The following is a 20,121-nucleotide window of genomic DNA, read 5'->3' on the forward strand; positions in this document are numbered from 1 at the left end:
CGTAGTCGATGACTCGCCGCCGGGACAGGACGGTGCGGGTCATGTCACCACCCCCGCCCGTCTACCGGCGGTCGCAGCGAGAAGCTCCCGGGGTGCGGTCGTCGCGCGGGTGACGCCCGGGTGGGCCCGCTCCGCCGTCGACCGCATGGTTCCTCCATCGCGTCCCGGCGGGAGCACCCTCACCCGCGTGCGGCGGGGGGTTGCTGCGGCGTCGTCGAGCCGGGTCTCTCGGCCGCTCCGGATGGTGTGTCCCCCGACTGTAGGGAGCGTGGGCACCTCCGTGTCAACCCGCGCGCCCGGCACGTGATCCGCGACGTCCGCATCCTCCCGACCGGCGGGAGCACCGCGGCCACCGGGCCGAGGATGTCCGGACACCGCGCCCGCGGGCCGGCGCCGTCGTTCCGGCGCCGGTGGGCGGACGACGTGTCCGGACCGGTTCCACACCTGCTCCCACCAGGCGAAACAGGTGACGGCAATCCCAACACCAAGGGTTGGGTTTCAGGTCCGGGCCGGTTACCGTCGACGTCGTGACCGGTTCCCTGCTGCTGACGACGCGCGAGCACATCGACCTCGCCCGCGTCGCGTCGGCCCTCTGTCGGCCCTGAGCCCGACCCGCCCGTCACCCCTCTGCCCCGCGCCGCCCCGCGGCACACCCTCCCGGCGCTCACGGAACCCGGCCACGCTCGCCCGATCGCGCGAGCGGCGACGCAACCGGTGAGCGCCCGCCATCGCGCCTCCGCGGCTCGTGGGGGTGTGGTTCCGGCGCGCCCTTCTCCAGGAGCTTGTATGACGACCACGTCCGAACGGGCGCGCGCCCAGGCGCCGCCCGACGTCGAGACCCTCCGCACCCGGCAGACCCGGGGCCCCGCCCGGGTGCCGCGCTGGGTGGTGAAGACCGCGTCCCCGGTCCTGCTCGTCGCCCTGTGGCAGGTGCTGTCCAGCACCGGCCTGCTGCCGCGCGACGTGCTCGCCTCACCCGTCACCGTGGTGGAGACCGCGGCCGGGATGTGGGCCGACGGGGCCGTGCAGAGCGCCGTCGTCGTGTCCGGGACGCGGGTCGTCGCCGGGATCGCGATCGGCGTGGTCACCGCCGTCGTCCTCGCGACGCTGTCCGGGCTCTTCCGGCGCGGGGAGGACGTCATCGACGCACCCGTCCAGATGCTGCGCACGGTCCCGGTGATCGGGCTGATCCCGCTGCTGATCATCTGGTTCGGCATCGGCGAGGAGCCGAAGATCGTGCTGATCGGGCTGGCCGTGACCTTCCCGCTCTACATGAATCTCTTCGGCGGCATCCGCAACGTCGACGCCACCCTCGTCGAGGCCGCCCGGACCCTCGGGCTCGGCTGGTTCGGCCAGGTCCGCCACGTGATCCTGCCGTCGGCGATGCCGCAGTTCCTGGTCGGCCTGCGCTACTCGCTCGGCACGGCCTGGATGGCGCTCGTGTTCGGCGAGACGATCAACGCCACCTCCGGCATCGGCTACGAGATGAACCGGGCCCGGGAGTTCTTCGAGACCGACGTCATCGTCGTCTGCCTGGTCCTCTACGCGCTGCTCGGCCTGGTCGGCGACGGCATCGTCCGACTCCTCGAGAGGGGGTTCCTGTCATGGCGACCGGCGTTCAGCGGACGGTGAACCCCGTCTCGGTGCGGGGCCTGACCCGGCGTTTCGACGACCGGGCGGTCCTCGACGACCTCGACCTCGACATCCCGCCCGGCCAGTTCGTCGCGCTGCTCGGCGCCTCGGGCTGCGGCAAGTCCACCCTGCTGCGGATCCTCGCCGACCTCGACCACGACGTGACCGGTGAGGTCACCGTGGCACGGAAGCGGGCCGTCGGGTTCCAGAACCCGCGGCTGCTGCCGTGGAAGAAGGTGTGGCGCAACGTCGTCATGGGCCTGCCCGGACGCCCGGACCGGTCCCGCGCCGAGGCGGCGCTCACCGAGGTGGGGCTCGGGCACCGCATCGACGTCTGGCCGAAGGTCCTCTCCGGCGGCGAGGCCCAGCGGGCCGCGCTCGCCCGGTCCCTGGTCCACGACCCCGACCTCCTGCTGCTCGACGAGCCGTTCTCCGCGCTCGACGCGCTCACCCGGATCACCGCCCGCGGCCTCGTCGACGAGGTCTGGCAGCGGCACCGCTGCGCGGTGCTGCTGGTGACCCACGACGTCGAGGAGGCGCTCGTGCTCGCCGACCGCGTGCTCGTCATGGACGGCGGGCGGATCGCGCACGACGCGCCCGTCGACCTCGACCGGCCCCGCGACGTCACCCACCCCGACTTCCAGCGCCTGCGCGCCGACCTGCTCGGCCGCCTGGGCGTGCACTGACCATCGGAGGGACACCATGTCCGTCGAGTTCATCGGCATGATCGGGACCCAGGAGGTCTCGGAGATCCACCCCGCCGCAGGGCCGGTCGTCGACCGCGACACCGTCCGCCGGTTCGTCGCCGCCCACGAGAACGGCGGCTTCGACAAGGTGCTGGTCGGCCACTCGTCGTCCACACCGGACGGTCTGCAGGTCGCAGCGTACGGCGCCGCCCACTCCGACCGGCTCGGCTTCCTCGTCGCGCACCGGCCCGGGTTCACCGCGCCCACCCTCGCCGCCCGGCAGTACGCCACCCTCGACCACTTCTCGGGCGGTGGCCGGGTCGCGATGCACGTCATCTCCGCCGGCAGCGACACCGACCAGCGGCGCGACGGCGACTGGCTCGACAAGGAGCAGCGTTACGCCCGCACCGACGAGTACCTGTCCGTCCTCCGCCGCGCCTGGTCCGAGCCGGACGCGTTCGACCACACCGGGGAGCACTACCGGGCCGCCGGCGTGCGGCAGGAGATCCGCCCGCTCGCCCCGATCCCCCTCTACTTCGGAGGGTCCTCCGACGCCGCCTACCGGGTCGGCGGGCGACACGCCGACGTCTTCGCGCTCTGGGGCGAGCCCCTCGCGGGCACGGCCGAACAGATCACCCGCGTGCACGACGCCGCCCGCGCGGCCGGGCGCACCGAGCTGCCGCGGATCAGCGTGTCGTTCCGGCCGATCCTCGGCGACACCGAGGAGGAGGCGTGGGCGCGCGCCCACGCGGTCCGGGACGGGATCATCGCCGCGAAGGGCGGGCACGGCTCCTTCACCGGCAGCCGGATGCGCGAGGCCGGTGCGCCGCCCAACGTCGGCTCGCAACGGCTGCTCGCCGCCGCGGAGGCCGGCGAGCTGCACGACCGCTGCCTGTGGACGGCGACCGCCGCCGCGTCCGGCGCCGCGGGCAACTCGACGGCGCTGGTCGGCACCCCGGACACCGTCGCCGCCGCGCTCGCCGACTACGTCGGCATCGGCGTCACGACCCTGCTGATCCGCGGCTACGACCCGATCGACGACGCCCGCCGCTACGGCCGCGAGCTGCTGCCCGCTGTCCGTGCCGAGCTGTCCCGCCGCGGGCTCGACCGCGACGCCGCCGTGCAGGGGGTCCCGGCGTGAGCGGGCCCGCCACCGCGCCCCGCCGCACCGCACCCGCCGCGGCGACCGTGTGGGCGCCCGAGGGCACCTCGCGCGGCACCGTCGCCGTCCTGACCGGGCGCGGTGAGCACCCCGGGATCTACGCCCGGCTCGGCTGCCGCCTCGCGTCCGACGGCTGGACCGTCGCCGTCCCCGGTCCGGGTGCCGGCGACGACTCCGTCGCCGACGCCCTCGCCGTCGCGACCGGCGCCCGGGTGCTGCTCGGCTCCGACACCGGCGCGCTGCGGGCGTGGGGGCTCGCCGCGTCGGGCACCGTCCGGCCGGACGGTCTGGTGCTGGCCGGGCTGCCCACCGCCACGTCCCCGGCGCTGGACCACGAGGGCGAGCTCGACGCCCGCACCGCCTGCCCGGTGCACCGCGGTGTGCTCGAGGCCGACCCGGACTTCGGGTGGGGCGCGCTCGCCGAGGCCCCGCCGCCGGTGCCCGCCGCAGCGCTGCCCGACCTGCCGGTGCTGTGGCTGCACGGCGACGCCGATCCGATCGCCCCGGCCGCCGGGATCCGGGCGCTGGCCCGCCCCGCCGACGACGTCGCCGTCGTCGCCGACGGGGTGCACGACGTGCTGAACGACCAGTTCCACCGGATCGTCGCGGCCCGGCTCGTGCTCTTCCTGGAGCGGCTGGCCAAGGGCGCCCGGTTCGCCGGACCGCCCGCACCGGCGTCCGGCGGGTCCCGGACCCGCCGCGCCGCGCCGCTGACCGTCTCGGCCCGGCTCGACCACGCGCTGGCCGCGCTCGCCGAGCTCGTCGACGCCGACGGCGACACCGTCACCTGCGACGCGATGTCACGTGCCCGGGGCGTCCCGCTGAACTCGCTGGTGAACGTGATGCTGCAGCTACGCCGCGCCGGGCTCGTCACGAGCAGGCGGGGCTGCGAGGGCGGCTACCGGCTCGCCCGCCGGGCCGACGAGATCACCGTCGCCGACGTCGTGCGCGCGACCGAGGGCGCGGTCGCCGTCCTGCGCGGCACCGGCCCGGCGTCGCTGCTCTGGGCCGACCTGGAGCGCACGGTCGCCGAGTTCCTCACCGCACGCACCCTCACCGACCTGGAGCGTTCCGCCCGATGAGCACCGACTCCTTCCACCCCGACCTCGGCACCACCGTGCCGGACCACGCCCGGGTGCACCTGGTCCGCGGCGCCGACCTGTCCGTCGACACCGCCCAGACCAGCGGGATGAGCCGCCGCGAGGCGATCAGCGGCCGCACCGTCGGCTCGTCGACGCTGTGGACCGGCGAGACGCACGTCGCCCCGGACACGAACTCCGGCGACCACCACCACGGCGAGGCGGAGACCTCGATCTACGTGGTCAGCGGACGGCCCCGGTTCGTCTTCCACGACGGCACCGGCGAGGTCGTGCTGCAGACCGAGCCGGGCGACCACGTGTTCGTCCCGCCCTTCGTCCCGCACCGCGAGGAGAACCCCGACCCGGAGCACCCGGCCGTCGTCGTGATCTCGCGCAGCACCCAGGAGGGGATCGTCGTGAACCTCCCCTCGCTCACCCCGCTCACCGATCCGGAGACCACCCCGTGACCCGCCGACTCACCCTCCCCGCCCTGCTCGCCGCGCTCGCCCTGGTGCTCGCCGGCTGCTCCGGCGGTGCCGCGGACGACGGCCCCACCGACCTCTCGCAGGTGACGCTGCGGGTCGGTGACCAGGCCGGGATCCAGCAGGCGCTCGTCGAGGCGTCCGGTGCGCTCGAGGGCACCCCCTACACGGTCGAGTGGGCCCAGTTCCCGGCCGCCGCCCCGCTGCTGGAGGCGCTGCGCAGCGAGGCGGTCGACGTCGGCTTCGCCGGCGACGCGCCCACCCTGACCGCGCTCTCCTCCACCGACCGGATCAGGATCGTCACGGCGACCCGCTCGCCCAGCCAGGGCGGCCTGGCGCTGCTCGTGCCGAAGGACTCGCCGGTGCGCTCGGTCGCCGACCTGCGCGGGAAGACGGTCTCGCCGACCACCCAGGGCAGCATCGGGCACTACCTGCTGCTGCGCGCTCTCGAGGAGGCAGGGGGGCCCGCGGACCAGGTGGACATCTCGTTCCTGCAGCCGGTCGACGCGGCCGCCGCGATGAACTCCGGCGCGATCGACGCGTGGTCCACCTGGGACCCGTACACCGCGGTCGCCCAGTAGGAGTCCGGCGCCCGCGTTCTGCGGGACGCGAAGGGCCTCGGCACCGGGCTCACGTTCCTCGACGCCAACACCGAGGCGCTGGAGGACCCCGGCACCCGGGCCGCGCTGACGGACTTCACCCAGCGCTACGCCCGGGCCCTGCAGTGGGCCCGGGAGAACCCGCAGGAGAACGCGGCGATCTACGCGAAGCTGACCGACCGTCCGGCTGCCGTCGCGGATCTGATGGCGCAGCGGGCACTGCGCGGCACCGAGCCGCTGACCCCGGACCTGACGGCCGAGCTTCAGGGGGTGGCCGACCGGTACTCCGACTACGGCGTGCTCCGCAACCGGGTCGACGTCGGCTCCGCGATCGAGGACCTCGGCGCCCCCGCCGGGTCCTGACCGCACCGCCCGCACGCCCGGTCCCCGCCGAGATGCGGCCCAGCGTTCCGTGGTGATCGACATCCGACGCTGAGCCGCATCTCGGCGAGCATGATCCGCACGGAACGCCGTCCGCCGCGGCGGAGCACACCGGCGGCGAGGGCCTCCGGCTCGTGAGTGGTTATCGCGGTCAGGACCGCGATAACCACTCACGGGCCGCGAGGCCCACACCCACCAGCGGCGCCAGTGCCGTCGCGGCGAAGCCGAGGCCGCCGGCCGCGGCGTGCAGCGGCACCCACACCAGGGGCGCCAGCGCGCCGCCGAAGAACTGGAACGACAGCGCCAGCGACGCCGCCCCCGCACGGTTCCCGTCCGTGCTGGTCGCGGCGATCGCGTTGACCGTCGTCCGCAGCCCGGTGACGGCGACGCCGACCGCGGCGACCCCGAGCCCGAGCAGCAGCACCGACGGCCCCAGCGCCGCAACCACGAGGCCGACGGCGAGCAGGAGGTTCATCAGCACCCCGGTGCGCCACGGGCCGAGCGCGTCGAGCCGCCTGCCCAGCAACGGCGCCGTGAGCAGCCCGGCGACGCCGAACGCCGCCGCCAGCAGCCCTCGCTGCCACGGGCCGAGCCCGAAGTCCTCCTCCGCCCGCAGGATCGCCAGCACGGTGAGGCCCACCGCCGCGAAGTAGCACAGGAACGACAACGCGCAGGCCAGCGCCAGGTTCCGGTTCAGCAGAGCCCGTACCGGTGGCGGGCCGGTGGGGCGCGGGCCCGACGTCATCGTCGGGGGCAGCACCGCCAGCACGACCGCGACCAGCGCGGGGAACGCGAACGCCAGCCGCCAGTCCAGCACCGCCGACGGCCCGGACACCAGCGGGCTTGCCGCCTGCCCGGCGGCCTGCATCCCGGCGAAGAACCCGAGCGCCCGCCCCAGACCGGCGCGCGGCACCAGGTCGGTGATCGCGGCGACGAGCAGCGGGGTCGTGAAGGCGTTGGTGACGCCCTGCAGCGCCCGCGCGGCGAGGAACCACTCGATCGTCGGGGCCAGCACGCAGCACGCGCAGGCGACGACGAACGCGATCAGCGACAGCTGCATGGTGCGGGCCCGCCCCCAGCGCTCGGCGAGCGTACCGGACACCAGCATCACCGCGGCGAACGGGAGCATGTAGGTGGTCACGGCCGCGGCCGCGACCTCCGGTGTCGTCCGCAGCCCCACCGCCACCTCGTGCACCATCGGCGTGACCATGGTGCTGGCGTACGGGCCGAGGAAGCCGCCGACGTAGAGCGGCCACGCCCGGACACCCGGGCGTGGCCGCGCGACGGCGGTCGACCCGTCAGACATCCACCAGGTTCTTCACGAGCGCGTCGAAGGTCCGGTCGTCCTCGATGAGACCCCAGGACACCATCCAGTCGTAGGTGCGCTGGAACTGCGCCTCCGGGTACGGCGCCGGGTCGACGTAGCGCAGCCGGCCCAGCGGGATCTCGTGCGGCTCGACGGAGCCGAGCTCCGCGGGGATCTCCGCGGTGAGGTGGTGCAGGTAGGGCCGCGGATCCTCGTTGATCGTCGCGACGGCCCGGACGACCGCGCGGTTGATCCGGGCGTAGGTGTCCTCGTCGACCTGCGGGCTCGCGATCTCGGCGCCGACGTAGAACGCCTCGGCGAGGACCTTGTACCCCTGCTTCTCGGCGAGGGTGATCCACGGCTCCATCAGGGCGGCGGCCTCGACGGTGCCGTCGCGCAGCGCCTCGAACCGGACCTGCGGGCCGCCGTAGTGCGCGACGGTGATCTCCTCGCGGGGCAGGAAGCCCTCCAGGGTCTGCAGGGCGACGTAGTGCGAGCCGTGGTGGAAGTTCACCGCCACGGTGACGCCGGCGAGGTCCTGCGGATGGGTCGCCGGGTGGTCGCCGCGGACCATGATCGCCTGGCCGTTCACGGCGGCCCGCTTGGACACGACCCGGCCGCCGACCGTGGTGTCCTGGGCCCGCCGGACCTGCCCCCACTCGCAGGCCCGGTACAGCGACGCCTCGCCGCTCTCGAAGTGCGACTTCGTCTGCCCGAACGCGCTGAGCAGCTGGTGGTCCTCCAGCGGGGAGACCCCGGCGTCGGCGTAGGCCTTGGTGACGAACTCGACGTCGACGCCCTCGTCGGCGAAGTAGCCCTCGTCCTGGGCGACGAGCTGGGGCAGTGAGAACACCAGGGAGAGCAGCTCCATGGTGACCTTCGGACGCTCGGTCATGTCACGTTCCTTCCGGTGGGGGCCGCCGCTCACGCGAGCGCGGTGCTGATTCGCGCCGCTCACGCGAGCGCGGCGACGATGCGGGTGTGCAGGTCGAACAGGTACGGGTCCTCGGCCGAGCGCGGCCGGTCCCGCTCGATCCGGTGCTCGGCGGCGACCCGGGCCGGGCGCCCGGCCGGACGATCACGCGGTCGGCGAGCAACGCCGCCTCGAGGGGGTTGTGGGTGACGAGCAGCCCGGTGCGCGGACGGCTCATCCACAGCTCCTGCAGCAGCAGCCGCAGCTTGCGGGCGGTGAGCTCGTCGAGGGCGCTGAACGGCTCGTCGAGCAGCACGAGATCGGGCTCGACGGCGAACGCCCTGGCCACCGCGACCCGTTGCCGCTGCCCGCCGGAGAGCACGCTCGGGTACAACCCGGCGTACGCGGTGAGCCCGACGGCCTCGAGCACGGCGTCGGCGGCGTCCGGGTCCAGCCCGGCCGCCTCCAGTGCCAGGACGACGTTCTGCCGGACCGGCAGCCAGTCCAGCAGCCGGGGCTGCTGGAACACGACACCGAGCCGGGGTGTCCGACCTCGACGGTGCCGCGGTCAGGTGTGGTCAGACCGGCGACGACGTGCAGCAGGGTCGTCTTGCCGGTCCCGGAGGCGCCGACCAGCGCGACCAGCTCGCCGGAGGACACGGTGAGGGAGAAGTCGTCGAGGACGGTCTGCGGGGCACCGGTGCGGGCGTCGACGAAGGTCTTGCCGACCCCGTCGAGCCGGATCGCGGTCGTGGCGGGTGCGCCCGGCACCGATGGTGCGCTCGCGAGCTCGCTCACACGATCACCGCCTTCCGCCAGCGGCCGGCGCGCCGTTCGAGCCCCTGCAGGACGCCGTACTCCAGCACCGCCATGACGACGGCGAACAGCAACGTCCAGGCGAGGACGGCGGCGACGTTCTGCTCGGCGAAGGCGTTGTTGAGCTGGTACCCCACACCCGACGACATGCCGAAGACCTCCACGAGCACGATCACCTTCCAGCCCAGGGACAGGCCGAGGCGGGCCCCGGCGAACAGCGACGGCGCCAGCGCGGGCAGCCACAGCCTGCGCAGCCGGGTGGTGCGGGAGAACCGGTAGACGTGCGCCATCTCCAGCAGGTCCGGGTCGACCGAGCGCACGCCCTGGTAGATCGTCAGCGCCAGGGCCGGCGCCGACGACAGCGCGACCGCGATCACCGGGTTGGCCAGCCCGACGCCGAACCAGATGACGCACAGCAGCGCCCACACCAGGCCGGGGATGGTCAGCCCCAGCAGCACCGCAGGTTCCCCGAACCGCTGCACGAACTCGTTGCGCCCCATGGCGATCCCGGCCGCGACGGCGACGACGAAGGCCAGTGCGAAGCCGAGCGCGACCCGCAGCACGGTGATGCCGAGCTCCTGGGCGAACGAGCCGTCGACGACGATCCCGGCGAGCTCGCCCGCGATGTCACCGACACCCGGGACCAGGACCGAGTCGACCACGACCGCCATGAGCTGCCAGCCCGCCGCCGCGAGGACGACGAACAGCGCGGCCGGGCCCACGGCCCGCAGCAGACGACGACTCCGCCGCACCCGGGGTGCGGTTCCGGTCGGCCCACCGGACGCGGTGCCTGGCGGATCGGCAACGATCGATCCGGTTCCGGGCTGTTCGGTTCCGGGCCGTTCGGTTCCGCTCGGTTCGGCGCCGGTCCGGTCGGTTCCGGTCCGTTCGGTCCCGGTGGTCATGCCGCCCCCAGCTCGGTCCACGGCTGCTGCGCGGGCACGGCCTCCACCAGTCCCACCCGCTGGGCGATCTCGACCTGGCGCTGCAGGTTCGCAAACGCCGTCGCACCCCATTCGACCGGGTAGACATCGCGGAGCCGCTCGGGCAGCAACGCGATCGCCGCGCGCTCCTCGGCCGGGATGCCGTACGCCTCGTGCAGCTCGGCGAGGACGGCGGGCCGCTCCCGGATGACCTGGTGCACACGGAGCCGCACGTCGGCGACGGCGCGGGCGGCGGGCGCGTTCCCGTAGACGAACTCCCGCAGCGCACCCTGGCCGTTGAGGATCAGGGAGTTCGGGTCCTCGCCGGTACCCTGCGCCCACAGCTCACCGACGGTGGCGATCTGCCGTGCGCCGCGGCCGACCAGCCGGGTCGCGTTCGGCTCGATGGTGACGATGGCGTCGACGTCGCCGCGGTCGAACAGGGCGAGACCGGCCAGCACGGCGCCCGGGAACAGCTCGTACTCGGCGTTCAGGTCGGTGCCGGCGACGGCGGCGGCGAGCTGGGTGGACCGGAACGCGTCGCTGTTGTTCGGCGGGATCGCGATCCGCTTGCCCCGCAGGTCCGCCGGGGTGCGGTAGGGGCTGTTCTCCGGCACCAGCCAGCGGACGTGGTTGTTGAGGTTCGGCGAGAACAGCACGACGTCGGAGCCGGCCTCGGCGGCGACGACCGCGCCGAGCGGGCCGAAGCTGGCGGCGTCGAGCGCGCCGGAGAGCAGCTTGTTCTGGACGTCGCCCGGGCCGGTCCCCGCGACGTAGGAGAAGTCGAGGTCGGCGAGGAAGCCGTTCTGCTCGGCGATCGGGCGGATCACCGAGCTGGCGGTGCCGCCGCCGGAGTCCTCGACCCGGGCGCTCACCCGCCCGGTGGCCCCGCCGCCACCACAGGCGGCGAGCAGCGGGCCGGCGGCCAGGCCGGCGGCGCCGAACAGGGCGGCGCGCAGGACGGTGCGCCGGTCGGTGGTCAGGGGGCGTGCGGGCATGCGAGGGCTCCGTGGGAGGGGTGGGGTCCGCGCGGGCGCGCGGCGAGGGCCGGCGACGCGCACGGCGCGGCCGGGTGGGGGTGGGCGCTGGTGGCCCGGGTGTCAGGAGGGCAGCAGGCCCGGACAGGTCCCGCCGTTGATCAGGCAGAGGTCGATGTGGCGACGGCTGGTGAGCAGCCTGGGCCGGGCGCCCGTCATCGGAGCGCCTTCAGGGTCTCGTAGCCGGAGCGCCCGTCGGTGAGCCGCCAGGAGCGCATCCAGGCGTAGGTCTCGGTGAAGCGCCGCTCGGTGAAGGGAACGATGTGCGTGTAGCGGTAGTGGTCCCGGCGCAGGTCGGCCGGGTCGAGCCGGTCACCGGCCTCGGCGGCGACCAGCGGCGCCCAGCGGTCCCGGTCGGCGTTGATCAGGTCGACGGCCCGGTTCACCGCGCCGCGGTAGGCCTCCTGCTGCTCCGCCGTCAGGTGCGGGGCCACGACCTGCGAGCCCCGGTAGGCGTAGGTGCCGAGGACGTGCGCGCCGCGCACCAGCGCGGCGGACAGGAACGGCTCCATCAGCATCGTCGCGCGGGAGTCGCCGGCGAGCAGGGCGTCGAGCCGGTCGACCGGGCGGCCGCCGTGCACCAGGGTGATCCGCTGCCGGGGCACGGTGCCCTCCAGCAGGTGCAGCGCGGTGTAGTGCGACCCGGTGTACTCGTTGATCGACACCGGCACGCCGGCGACGTCGTGCGGCTCGTTGAGGCCGGGATCGAGGCTGACCAGCGCCTGGGCGACGACGGCCGCGCGAAGGTGCCCGATCCGGCCGCCGCGGGCGTCGCGCTCCAGCCGGTCGATGCCGCCCCACTCGCAGACGTTGTAGACGTCCGCGCGGGACGCGGAGAACTGCGACTCCTTGTGCCGGACGGCCGGGTTGCGCAGGGCGTCGGCGGACCGGTCGGCCGCGTCCTCGAAGCGGACCGTCAGGCCCGCCTCGGCGAACAGACCCTCGGAGACCGCGACGAGCTCGGGCAGGTCGAAGACGACGTGGTTCGGCGACACCACGATCTCGTCACGCTCGGCAGCCACGATCCGTCCTCCTTCCCCGATCCGGTGACGCCACCGTAAGGAGCAACGAACAGGCCCGTCAACAGCGGTTTTGCGGGATGCGGGACACACTTCCGCAGTGCGCAATGTACGGACACGTGTCCAGAAACGACCGGTTCCCCGACCGGGTCAGAACTCCCCGAACGCCATCGACACCGGCAGGCCCTCCAGCGCGTCCGCCGCGGACCGGACGAGCGCGCCGAGCCCGTCGAGGGCGTTCTCGGGCAGCCGGCTGGCCGGGCCCTGGATCTCGACGGCCATCCGCACCACGTCACCGGCGGCGACGACCGGGGCCGCCACCGCGCGCAGCGCCTCGTCGTGCGGGTCGTCGAGCACCGCGTAGCCACGGAACTGGGTGGCGAGCAGGTCGGTCTCGGCCAGCCACGCCTCGGGGCTGCCGTGTCCGGACCGGGTGAGCACGGCGGCGGCCTCGTCGAGCGGGTCGGCGCCGAACGCGACGATCGCGGCGCCGATCGCGGACTCCAGCAGCGGGACCCGCTCCCCCGGCCGCCCGGTGTAGCGCAGCGGGCGGGTCGAGGGCACCGACAGCACGACGAGGACGTCGTCGCCGCGGCGCAGGCCGATGCTCGCCGTCTCGCCGGTGCGGTCGGCGAGCTCCTTGAGCACGTCGGCGGCCTCGGGCACGCCGGAGGCGCCCAGCGACTTGCGGGCCAGGCGCAACAGCAGCGGACCGGGCAGGAAGCGGTCGGAGGCGGCGTCGCGGCAGAGCAGGTTGCCCGAGACGAGGGTGTGCGCGAGCCGGTGCACGGTGGACCCCGTCATCCCGGTGATCTTGGCGATCTCGGTGGTGGTGAGTCCCTCGCCGCTGTCCACCACGAGGCCGAGGACGGTCGACGCGCGGGCGACCGACTGGATCTCCGGGCCGCGCGGTGCGGCACCGGAGTCGCGTGCGCGGCCCGTCGTCGGGCGGCCCTCGGCACCGTTCTCACCCACCGGCCCACCGTAGTCGGCACCCGGGCGGCCGGGCTCCCGCCATGCGGGAGCCCGGGACGGCGCAGGCGCCGGGCACTGTCCGGACACCCGGGCCCGGATCCCGACGGCCGGACGTCCGGTTGTCGGGATCCGGACGCCCGTGTTCACCTGCGGGAGTGACCGAGCGCGAGCAGTGGTGGGGACCGGTGTCCGGGCCCGGGCACCTGCTCACCCGGCGCCGGCACGTCGACCTGCTCCGGCTCGCCGGCTGCACCTGTCGCTGACGACCCGTTCACGCACCGCGTCCACACCGACGCGTCCGGGCCTCCGCGCCGCCGTCGCCACGGCGGCCGCGCCGTTCCGTCCGCGCCGCTCCGGACCCGCCCCGCCGCGCGCCCCCCCCCGGCGGGGTCCCACCCACCGCGTCCCGGGAGACACCCGTGTCATCGACCACCCTCGCCCGCACCGCGGGCGACCGGCGCGTCGCCGCCCACCCGGCGTCGACGACCCACCGCCTGCCCGACCTCCGGCGGTGGATCTCACCCGTCGCGATCCTGCTGGTCTGGCAGCTCGCGTCCACCACCGGCCTGCTCGCCGAGGACGAGCTCGCCTCCCCGCTGCGGGTCGTGACCGCCGCCGTCGACGTGACGGCGAGCGGCGAGCTGCCCGAGGGACTGCTCGTCTCGCTCGGACGGGTCGCGACCGGGCTCGTCCTGGGCCTGGCCGTCGGGGTCGGGCTGGGTCTGCTGTCCGGGCTGTCGCGGTGGGGCGACCACCTGGTGGACCCGCCGGTGCAGATGCTGCGCACCCTGCCGCACCTCGGTCTGGTGCCGCTGTTCATCCTCTGGTTCGGCATCGGTGAGCTGCCGAAGGTGCTGCTCGTCGCGCTCGGGGTGCTGTTCCCGATGTACCTCAACGTGCACGCCGGTGTCCGCGGGGTGGATCCGAAGCTGCTGGAGGCCGCGTCGGTCTCCGGGTTCACGCGGGCCGAGCGGCTGCGGCACGTGGTGCTGCCCGGCGCGATGCCCTCGACGCTGACCGGGCTGCGCCTCGCGCTCGGGATCGCCTGGTTGTCGATCATCGTCGCGGAGACGACGTCGGCCGACGCCGGGCTCGGCTACATGATCATGAACGCCCGGGAGTTCCTGCGCACCGACGTGATCGTCGTCGGGCTCGCGGTCTACGCCCTGCTGGGGCTCGGCACCGACCTGCTGGTGCGGAAGCTGGAACGGACCGTGCTGGCCTGGCGCCCCGCCGGTCCGGCGGGGGGCGACCGGTGAGCGCCCGCGTCCACGGTCTCGTCCGCGAGTTCGGGGGCCGCCGGGTCCTCGACGGTCTCGACCTGACGATCGGCGACGGCGAGTTCGTCGCCCTGCTCGGCCGCTCCGGCTCGGGCAAGTCCACCCTGCTGCGGCTGCTCGCCGGGCTCGACGGGTCGGCCGATCCCGGCGTGAGCGGCACCGTCGAGGTCCCGGGGTCGGTCGCCGTGGCCTTCCAGGAGCCGCGCCTGCTGCCCTGGCGCCCGGTCCGCGACAACCTGTCGCTCGGCCTGCACCGCGACCTGCACGGCGACACCCCGGCTGGTGTGGCCGACCGGGCCCTCGCCGAGGTCGGGCTCACCGAGCGGGCCGACGCCTGGCCGCTGACGCTGTCCGGCGGCGAGGCCCAGCGCGCGTCGCTCGCCAGGGCGCTGGTCCGCGAGCCGGACCTCCTGCTGCTCGACGAGCCGTTCGGGGCGCTCGACGCGCTGACCCGGATCACCATGCACCGGCTCGTCCTGGACCTGTGGCACCGGCACCGGCCCGGCATGCTGCTGGTGACCCACGACGTCGACGAGGCGTTGCTGCTCGCCGACCGCGTGCTCGTGCTGTCCGACGGCCGGATCGGCCGCGAGCACCGGCCCGGCGGGCGCCCGCGTGACCCGGACCGGCTGTCCGCGTTGCGCCGCACCGTGCTCGACGAGCTCGGGGTGGTCGACGATGCGGCGTGAGCTCCGGCCCGCCGCACTCCTCGCATCGGTGCTGGCCGCCGTGCTCACGCTCGCCGGGTGCTCGGGAGTCCCGGTGACCCGGCCCCCGGTCCAGCCGCCGGTGGAGGACTCCACGCTCGGCGGCGTGACGCTCGTCGTCGGCGACCAGAAGGGCGGGTCGCAGTCACTGCTGCGCGCGGCCGGGCTGCTCGACGACCTCCCGTACCGGGTGGAGTGGCGGACCTTCACCTCCGGGCCGCCGCTGATCGAGGCGGCCCGCGCGGGGGCGATCGACCTCGGCGGCACCGGCAACACCCCGGCGATCTTCGCGACGGCCGCGAAGGCCCGGGTGCAGATCGTCTCGGCCAACCGCGGCAACGTCGCGAGCGACGCGGTGCTGGTGCGCGGCGACTCGCCGCTGCGCTCCGTCGAGGAGCTGCGCGGCAAGCGGATCACCGTCGGGAAGGGCACCTCGGCGCACGGGCAGCTGCTCTACTCGTTGCGCGCCGCCGGCATGACCCTCGACGACGTCGACCTCACCTACCTCGCCCCCGCGGACGCCTACGGGGCGTTCCGCCAGGGCGACGTCGACGCCTGGGCCGTCTGCGGCCCCTACACCGCGCAGGCCGAGCTCGACGACGGCGCCCGGGTCCTCGCCGACGGCGAGGGCACCGCGAACGGGTTCGGCTTCCAGGTCGCGTCCAACGCGGCGCTCGCCGAACCGGCGAGGAGCGCCGCCGTCGGCGACCTGCTCGCCCGGATCGCGGCCGCGCAGACCTACTCCGACACCCACCGCGAGGAGCGGGCCGCGGTGTGGAGCCAGGAGACGAAGCTCCCGATCGCGGTGACCCGGCGCGCCGCCGAGCGCGGCCCGGACCTGCCCGTCCCGCTCGACGACGGCGTCGTCGCCTCCCAGCAGCAGCTGGCCGACGCGTTCACCCAGGCCGGCGTCGTCCCGGGCCGGGCCGACTTCGCCGCGTTCGTCGACCGACGCTTCGAGGCGACCACGCTGGAGGCCGCCCGGAACGGGATCCCCGGCACCCCCACCGACACCCGAGGAGGCGCACGATGAGCGGCGCGATCGTCCCCCACTGGTTCCTGCCGACGTCCGGCGACGGCCGCACGATCGTCGCCCGGCGGCACGCCGACCGCGGCGAGGCCGGCAGCACCGCACGCGAGGCGGGCATCGACTACCTCGCCCAGATCGCCCGGGCCGCCGAGTCGCAGGGGTTCCACGGCGTGCTGACCCCGACGGGGACGTTCTGCGAGGACGCCTGGCTGACCACCGCGGCGCTGCTGCGGGAGACCCGCACGCTGCGCTACCTGGTGGCGTTCCGGCCGGGCGTCGTCTCCCCCACCCTGGCCGCCCAGCAGGCGTCGACCTACCAGCGGGTCTCCGGCGGCCGGTTGATGCTCAACATCGTCACCGGCGGCGACGCCGTCGAGCAGCAGCGGTTCGGCGACCACGCCGGCCACGACGAGCGCTACGCCCGCACCGACGAGTTCCTGTCCGTGCTGCGGGGCGCGTGGGGCCCCGAGCCGTTCGACTTCGCCGGCCGGCACTACGACGTCACCGGTGCGACCACGCTCGCCCCGCCGGACCCGGTGCCGCCGGTCTACTTCGGAGGGTCGTCGGACGCCGCGCTCCCGGTCGCGGCCCGGCACGCCGACGTCTACCTGACCTGGGGCGAGCCGCCCGCGGCCGTCGCCGAGAAGATCGGGCGGGTGCGCAAGCTCGCCGACGAGCTCGGGCGCAGCCCGCGGTTCGGGATCCGGCTGCACGTGATCACCAGGGACACCCCGGAGGAGGCGTGGGCGGAGGCCGGACGGCTGCTCGACGCGCTCGACCCGGCCGAGATCGAACGGGCACAGGCGACCCTGCGGTCGAGCCAGTCGGTCGGCCAGCAGCGGATGCTCGCCCTGCACGGCGGGTCCCGGGACGCGCTGACGGTCTCACCGAACCTGTGGGCCGGCGTCGGACTCGTCCGCGGGGGCGCCGGGACCGCGCTGGTGGGGTCGCACACCGAGGTGGCGGACCGGATCGCCGAGTACCACGAGATCGGCGTCGACAAGTTCGTGCTGTCCGGCTACCCGCACCTCGAGGAGGCGTACCGGGTGGGCGAGGGCGTGCTCCCCGAGCTCCGGCGCCGCGGGCTGCTGGCCGCGCCGCCCCGGTGACCCGCCGCGGGCCGCGACTGCGCGGTGAGCTTCCGTCGTGAGCTTTGTCGCGGAGTCGCGGTCCGGGAGGTTCGTCCCCTGTAGGTTCGATGTCCGTGCCGACCGCCCCGCCGCGGCGGCCGCTCCCCACCCCGGGGCGGCCCGTCACCGGCGGCCCGGTCCTCCCCGTACGTCCCCCGGAGCACCCGCTCGCGGCCGGCGTCCGGGCGCCGCAGCCCCGGCGCACGTCCCGTGCGCCGAGCACCAGCATCACCGGCGCACACCACCCGACACACCGCCGCGCCGTCCCCCGCGGGCGCGATCCGCCCGCGGCCGGTGCCGAGAGGAACCCCGATGCGCCTGCTGCGCGCACTGACGTTGCTGATCCCCGCCGCCGTTCTCGCCGCGGGCTGCGCCGCGCCCGGCGAGTCGGGCTCCGGAGCCGGTGACGGGGAGGACCGGACCGTCCGGATCGGCGTCTCCGACGGCGCCGAGCCCTACTGGAACGTCTTCACGGAGAAGGCGGCCGCCGAGGGCATCACCGTCGAGCTGGTCAACTTCACCGACTACAACCAGCCGAACCCGGCGCTGTCCCAGGGCCAGCTGGACCTCAACCAGTTCCAGCACCTGCAGTACCTCGCGAACTACAACGTCCAGAACGACGAGGACCTGGTGCCGGTCGGCGCGACCGCGGTCTACCCGCTGCCGCTGTACTCGGCGAAGCACACCGACCTGGCGCAGATCCCGCAGGGCGGCCAGATCGTCATCCCGAACGACGCCGTCAACCAGGCCCGTGCGCTCAACGTCCTGCAGTCCGCCGGGCTGCTGCGCCTCACCGACGGCGGCACGACGACGTCGACGCCCGCCGACATCGACCGGGCCGCCTCGACGGTCACCGTCACGCCGGTCGACGCCGCCCAGACCGCGGCGAACCTGCCCAGCGCCGACGGCGCGGTCGTCAACAACAACTACGCGACCTCGGCGAACCTCACCGCCGACCAGGTGCTCTACGGCGAGGACCCGGACTCGGACGCGGCGAAGCCCTACATCAACCTCTTCGTCGCCCGCGCCGACCAGGCGCAGGACCCGGACTTCGCGACGCTGGTCCGGATCTACCACGACCAGCAGGTGCTCGACGCGGCCCGCAAGGACCTCGGCGAGGACGGTGTCTTCCGGGACAACACGCCCGAGGACCTGCAGCAGACCCTGTCCGGCATCGAGCAGCAGCTGCGGGCGGGCTGATGGGCACGCCGGCACCGCCGGCGGTCATCTCCTTCTCGGGGGCGACCCGCACGTTCCCGGCCCGCCGGGGCCCCGGGGTCACCGCCGTCGACGGCGTCGATCTCGACGTCGCCGAGGGCGGGATCACCGGCGTGATCGGCTGGTCCGGGGCGGGCAAGTCGACCCTCGTCCGGATGATCAACGCGCTGGAGCTGCCGACGTCGGGCACCGTCACGGTGCGCGGCCGGGTCACCTCGGAGCTGTCCGAGCGCGGCCTGCGCGAGCTGCGCGGCGAGGTCGGGATGATCTTCCAGCAGTTCGCGCTGCTGCAGTCCCGCACCGTGGCCGGCAACGTCGGCTACCCGCTCCGGGTCGCCGGCTGGTCCCGGGAGGCCCGCCGGGAACGGGTCGCGGAGCTGCTCGAGTTCGTCGGCCTGTCCGATCTCGCCGGGCGCTACCCGGCCCGGCTCTCCGGCGGGCAGAAGCAGCGGGTCGGGATCGCGCGGGCGCTCGCGACCTCGCCGTCGATCCTGCTCGCCGACGAGGCGACCAGCGCGCTGGACCCGGAGACCACCCGTGAGGTGCTCACGCTGCTGCGCAGGGTCAACGCCGAGCTCGGCACCACCGTCGTCGTGATCACTCACGAGATGGAGGTGGCCGCGGCGATCTGCGACCGCGTCGTCGTCATGGAGGACGGTGCGGTCATCGAGCACGGCGACGTGTACGACGTGTTCGCCGTGCCCTCGCACCCGGCGACGAAGCGGTTCGTGCACGGCGTGCTGCAGGACGTGCCGTCCGAGGACACGGTGCAGCGGCTGCGGGAACGCCACCCCGGACGGCTGGTGACGGTCGCCGTCGGCGGGACCGGTACCGGCGCCGCCGACGCCCAGGACGCCGTCGCCCGGATCCCCGCCGCGCACGGTGTGCGCAGCACGGTCGTGCACGGCGGCATCCGCGAGCTCGCCGGGCGTCCGGTGGGCAGCCTGACCCTCGAACTGACCGGTGCCGACGCGGCCGTGCAGGCCTGCGTCGACGAGCTGTCCCGGGCCGCCCGGGTGACGGAGCTGTCCGTGAACTCCCAGGAGCCGTCCGCATGAACACCGACTGGGCCGGCCTGCAGCCGGTGCTGCTGCTGTCGATCCTGCAGACCGCCTACATGGTGTTCTGGACGATGCTGATCGCGGGCGTGCTCGGCCTGCTGCTCGGCGTCGCCCTGCACACCACCCGCGCGGGCGGGCTGTTCGCGAACCGGTTCGTGTTCACCGTGCTCAACGTGCTGGTGAACCTGGTCCGGCCGATCCCCTTCATCATCTTCATCACGGCCGTCGGGCCGGTGACGCTGCTGGTCATGGGCACGACGATCGGCACCCGGTCGGTGCTGTTCCCGATGATCGCGATGGCGACGTTCGTGATCGGCCGGATCGTCGAGCAGAACCTGGTGTCGGTCGATCCCGCCGTCGTCGAGGCGGCCCGGGCGATGGGGGCGAGCCGGTCCCGGATCGTGTGGAGCGTGCTGGTGCCCGAGGCGCTGGCCCCGCTGGTGCTCGGCTACACCTTCATCTACGTCGCGGTCGTCGACATGTCGGCGATGGCCGGGTACGTCGGCGGTGGCGGGCTCGGCGACTTCGCGATCTCCTACGGCTACCAGCAGTTCGACTGGCCGGTGACGCTGCTGACGGTGGCGATCATCGTCGTCGTCGTCCAGCTGGCGCAGCTGGCCGGGAACACGCTCGCGCGGCGGGTGTTGCACCGATAGGACACCGTTCGAGGAGTCGGGAGGCCACC

At 74.5% G+C, this 20,121-nt stretch carries 22 protein-coding genes and 1 pseudogene; 15 read left to right on the forward strand and 8 right to left on the reverse strand.

The window, feature by feature from the left end; all coding sequences use genetic code 11:
* The first annotated feature begins 786 nt into the window (after window positions 1-786).
* From Ae150APs1_RS06935 to Ae150APs1_RS32655, 7 genes are all read left to right on the forward strand, one after another.
* Window positions 787-1,632 carry an ABC transporter permease gene (locus Ae150APs1_RS06935; protein ID WP_075296508.1) on the forward strand — a complete coding sequence of 282 codons (846 nt, stop codon included), beginning with the start codon at window positions 787-789 and terminating at the stop codon, window positions 1,630-1,632.
* Complete coding sequence (locus Ae150APs1_RS06940; protein WP_075296510.1) at window positions 1,605-2,318, forward strand: ABC transporter ATP-binding protein; 714 nt, start codon at window positions 1,605-1,607, stop codon at window positions 2,316-2,318. Before Ae150APs1_RS06935 ends, Ae150APs1_RS06940 begins: the two co-directional genes overlap by 28 nt.
* Window positions 2,319-2,334: 16 nt before the next feature.
* Window positions 2,335-3,459 carry an LLM class flavin-dependent oxidoreductase gene (locus Ae150APs1_RS06945; RefSeq protein WP_075296513.1) on the forward strand — a complete coding sequence of 375 codons (1,125 nt, stop codon included), beginning with the start codon at window positions 2,335-2,337 and terminating at the stop codon, window positions 3,457-3,459.
* Window positions 3,456-4,562 (forward strand): Rrf2 family transcriptional regulator, encoded by a 1,107-nt coding sequence (locus tag Ae150APs1_RS31925; protein ID WP_075296515.1) that lies wholly within the window; start codon window positions 3,456-3,458, stop codon window positions 4,560-4,562. The genes Ae150APs1_RS06945 and Ae150APs1_RS31925 overlap by 4 nt, the downstream gene beginning before the upstream one ends.
* Entirely contained in the window at window positions 4,559-5,026 is a 468-nt protein-coding gene (locus Ae150APs1_RS06955) for a cupin domain-containing protein (protein ID WP_075296517.1), read from the forward strand. The genes Ae150APs1_RS31925 and Ae150APs1_RS06955 overlap by 4 nt, the downstream gene beginning before the upstream one ends.
* Window positions 5,023-5,622, forward strand: a complete 600-nt coding sequence (locus Ae150APs1_RS32650; RefSeq protein WP_212567170.1) for a PhnD/SsuA/transferrin family substrate-binding protein — start codon at window positions 5,023-5,025, stop codon at window positions 5,620-5,622. The genes Ae150APs1_RS06955 and Ae150APs1_RS32650 overlap by 4 nt, the downstream gene beginning before the upstream one ends.
* Before the next feature lie 222 nt (window positions 5,623-5,844).
* Window positions 5,845-6,003 (forward strand): hypothetical protein, encoded by a 159-nt coding sequence (locus tag Ae150APs1_RS32655; protein WP_212567171.1) that lies wholly within the window; start codon window positions 5,845-5,847, stop codon window positions 6,001-6,003.
* A 169-nt stretch (window positions 6,004-6,172) separates the two neighbouring features.
* On the opposite strand, the gene Ae150APs1_RS06965 is transcribed toward Ae150APs1_RS32655, so the two are convergent.
* The 8 genes and pseudogenes from Ae150APs1_RS06965 to Ae150APs1_RS06995 form a co-directional block, all read right to left on the reverse strand.
* On the reverse strand, window positions 6,173-7,327 hold the full coding sequence (locus Ae150APs1_RS06965; RefSeq protein ID WP_075296519.1) for an MFS transporter: 1,155 nt from the start codon (window positions 7,325-7,327) through the stop codon (window positions 6,173-6,175).
* Entirely contained in the window at window positions 7,320-8,222 is a 903-nt protein-coding gene (locus Ae150APs1_RS06970; protein WP_010225951.1) for an ABC transporter substrate-binding protein, read from the reverse strand. The genes Ae150APs1_RS06965 and Ae150APs1_RS06970 overlap by 8 nt, the downstream gene beginning before the upstream one ends.
* Before the next feature lies 1 nt (window position 8,223).
* Window positions 8,224-8,769: an ATP-binding cassette domain-containing protein gene (locus Ae150APs1_RS33380; protein ID WP_254849426.1), complete on the reverse strand. Its 546-nt coding sequence runs from the start codon at window positions 8,767-8,769 to the stop codon at window positions 8,224-8,226.
* Between the two features lie 80 nt (window positions 8,770-8,849).
* Window positions 8,850-9,038, reverse strand: a pseudogene (locus Ae150APs1_RS34540) (nitrate/sulfonate/bicarbonate ABC transporter ATP-binding protein); the annotation flags it as partial.
* Window positions 9,035-9,778 (reverse strand): ABC transporter permease subunit, encoded by a 744-nt coding sequence (locus Ae150APs1_RS06980; protein ID WP_212567172.1) that lies wholly within the window; start codon window positions 9,776-9,778, stop codon window positions 9,035-9,037. The pseudogene Ae150APs1_RS34540 and the gene Ae150APs1_RS06980, both read right to left, overlap by 4 nt.
* A 179-nt stretch (window positions 9,779-9,957) precedes the next feature.
* On the reverse strand, window positions 9,958-10,977 hold the full coding sequence (locus Ae150APs1_RS06985; protein WP_075296521.1) for a PhnD/SsuA/transferrin family substrate-binding protein: 1,020 nt from the start codon (window positions 10,975-10,977) through the stop codon (window positions 9,958-9,960).
* Between the two features lie 194 nt (window positions 10,978-11,171).
* Window positions 11,172-12,038, reverse strand: coding sequence for a nitrate ABC transporter substrate-binding proteins (locus tag Ae150APs1_RS31930; protein WP_010243106.1), 867 nt, complete (start codon window positions 12,036-12,038; stop codon window positions 11,172-11,174).
* A 147-nt stretch (window positions 12,039-12,185) separates the two neighbouring features.
* Complete coding sequence (locus Ae150APs1_RS06995) at window positions 12,186-13,010, reverse strand: IclR family transcriptional regulator (RefSeq protein ID WP_075296523.1); 825 nt, start codon at window positions 13,008-13,010, stop codon at window positions 12,186-12,188.
* 155 nt (window positions 13,011-13,165) lie between these two features.
* Between Ae150APs1_RS06995 and Ae150APs1_RS34545 the strand changes: the two genes are divergently transcribed.
* From Ae150APs1_RS34545 to Ae150APs1_RS07030, 8 genes are all read left to right on the forward strand, one after another.
* Window positions 13,166-13,273, forward strand: a complete 108-nt coding sequence (locus tag Ae150APs1_RS34545; RefSeq protein WP_010243110.1) for a putative leader peptide — start codon at window positions 13,166-13,168, stop codon at window positions 13,271-13,273.
* A gap of 156 nt (window positions 13,274-13,429) precedes the next feature.
* Window positions 13,430-14,269, forward strand: a complete 840-nt coding sequence (locus Ae150APs1_RS07000; RefSeq protein ID WP_075296525.1) for an ABC transporter permease — start codon at window positions 13,430-13,432, stop codon at window positions 14,267-14,269.
* Window positions 14,266-14,979: an ABC transporter ATP-binding protein gene (locus Ae150APs1_RS07005; protein WP_139316822.1), complete on the forward strand. Its 714-nt coding sequence runs from the start codon at window positions 14,266-14,268 to the stop codon at window positions 14,977-14,979. Before Ae150APs1_RS07000 ends, Ae150APs1_RS07005 begins: the two co-directional genes overlap by 4 nt.
* Window positions 14,969-16,030 carry an ABC transporter substrate-binding protein gene (locus Ae150APs1_RS07010; protein WP_075296527.1) on the forward strand — a complete coding sequence of 354 codons (1,062 nt, stop codon included), beginning with the start codon at window positions 14,969-14,971 and terminating at the stop codon, window positions 16,028-16,030. Before Ae150APs1_RS07005 ends, Ae150APs1_RS07010 begins: the two co-directional genes overlap by 11 nt.
* A complete protein-coding gene (locus Ae150APs1_RS07015) occupies window positions 16,027-17,136 on the forward strand; it encodes an LLM class flavin-dependent oxidoreductase (protein WP_075296528.1) in 1,110 nt (369 codons plus the stop codon). Before Ae150APs1_RS07010 ends, Ae150APs1_RS07015 begins: the two co-directional genes overlap by 4 nt.
* A gap of 333 nt (window positions 17,137-17,469) precedes the next feature.
* On the forward strand, window positions 17,470-18,357 hold the full coding sequence (locus tag Ae150APs1_RS07020) for a MetQ/NlpA family ABC transporter substrate-binding protein (RefSeq protein WP_139316823.1): 888 nt from the start codon (window positions 17,470-17,472) through the stop codon (window positions 18,355-18,357).
* Window positions 18,357-19,433: a methionine ABC transporter ATP-binding protein gene (locus Ae150APs1_RS07025; RefSeq protein WP_075296529.1), complete on the forward strand. Its 1,077-nt coding sequence runs from the start codon at window positions 18,357-18,359 to the stop codon at window positions 19,431-19,433. Before Ae150APs1_RS07020 ends, Ae150APs1_RS07025 begins: the two co-directional genes overlap by 1 nt.
* Window positions 19,430-20,092, forward strand: a complete 663-nt coding sequence (locus Ae150APs1_RS07030; RefSeq protein WP_075296530.1) for a methionine ABC transporter permease — start codon at window positions 19,430-19,432, stop codon at window positions 20,090-20,092. Before Ae150APs1_RS07025 ends, Ae150APs1_RS07030 begins: the two co-directional genes overlap by 4 nt.
* Window positions 20,093-20,121 lie beyond the last annotated feature (29 nt).

The organism is Pseudonocardia sp. Ae150A_Ps1, from assembly GCF_001932315.1.
Lineage (GTDB): Bacteria > Actinomycetota > Actinomycetes > Mycobacteriales > Pseudonocardiaceae > Pseudonocardia.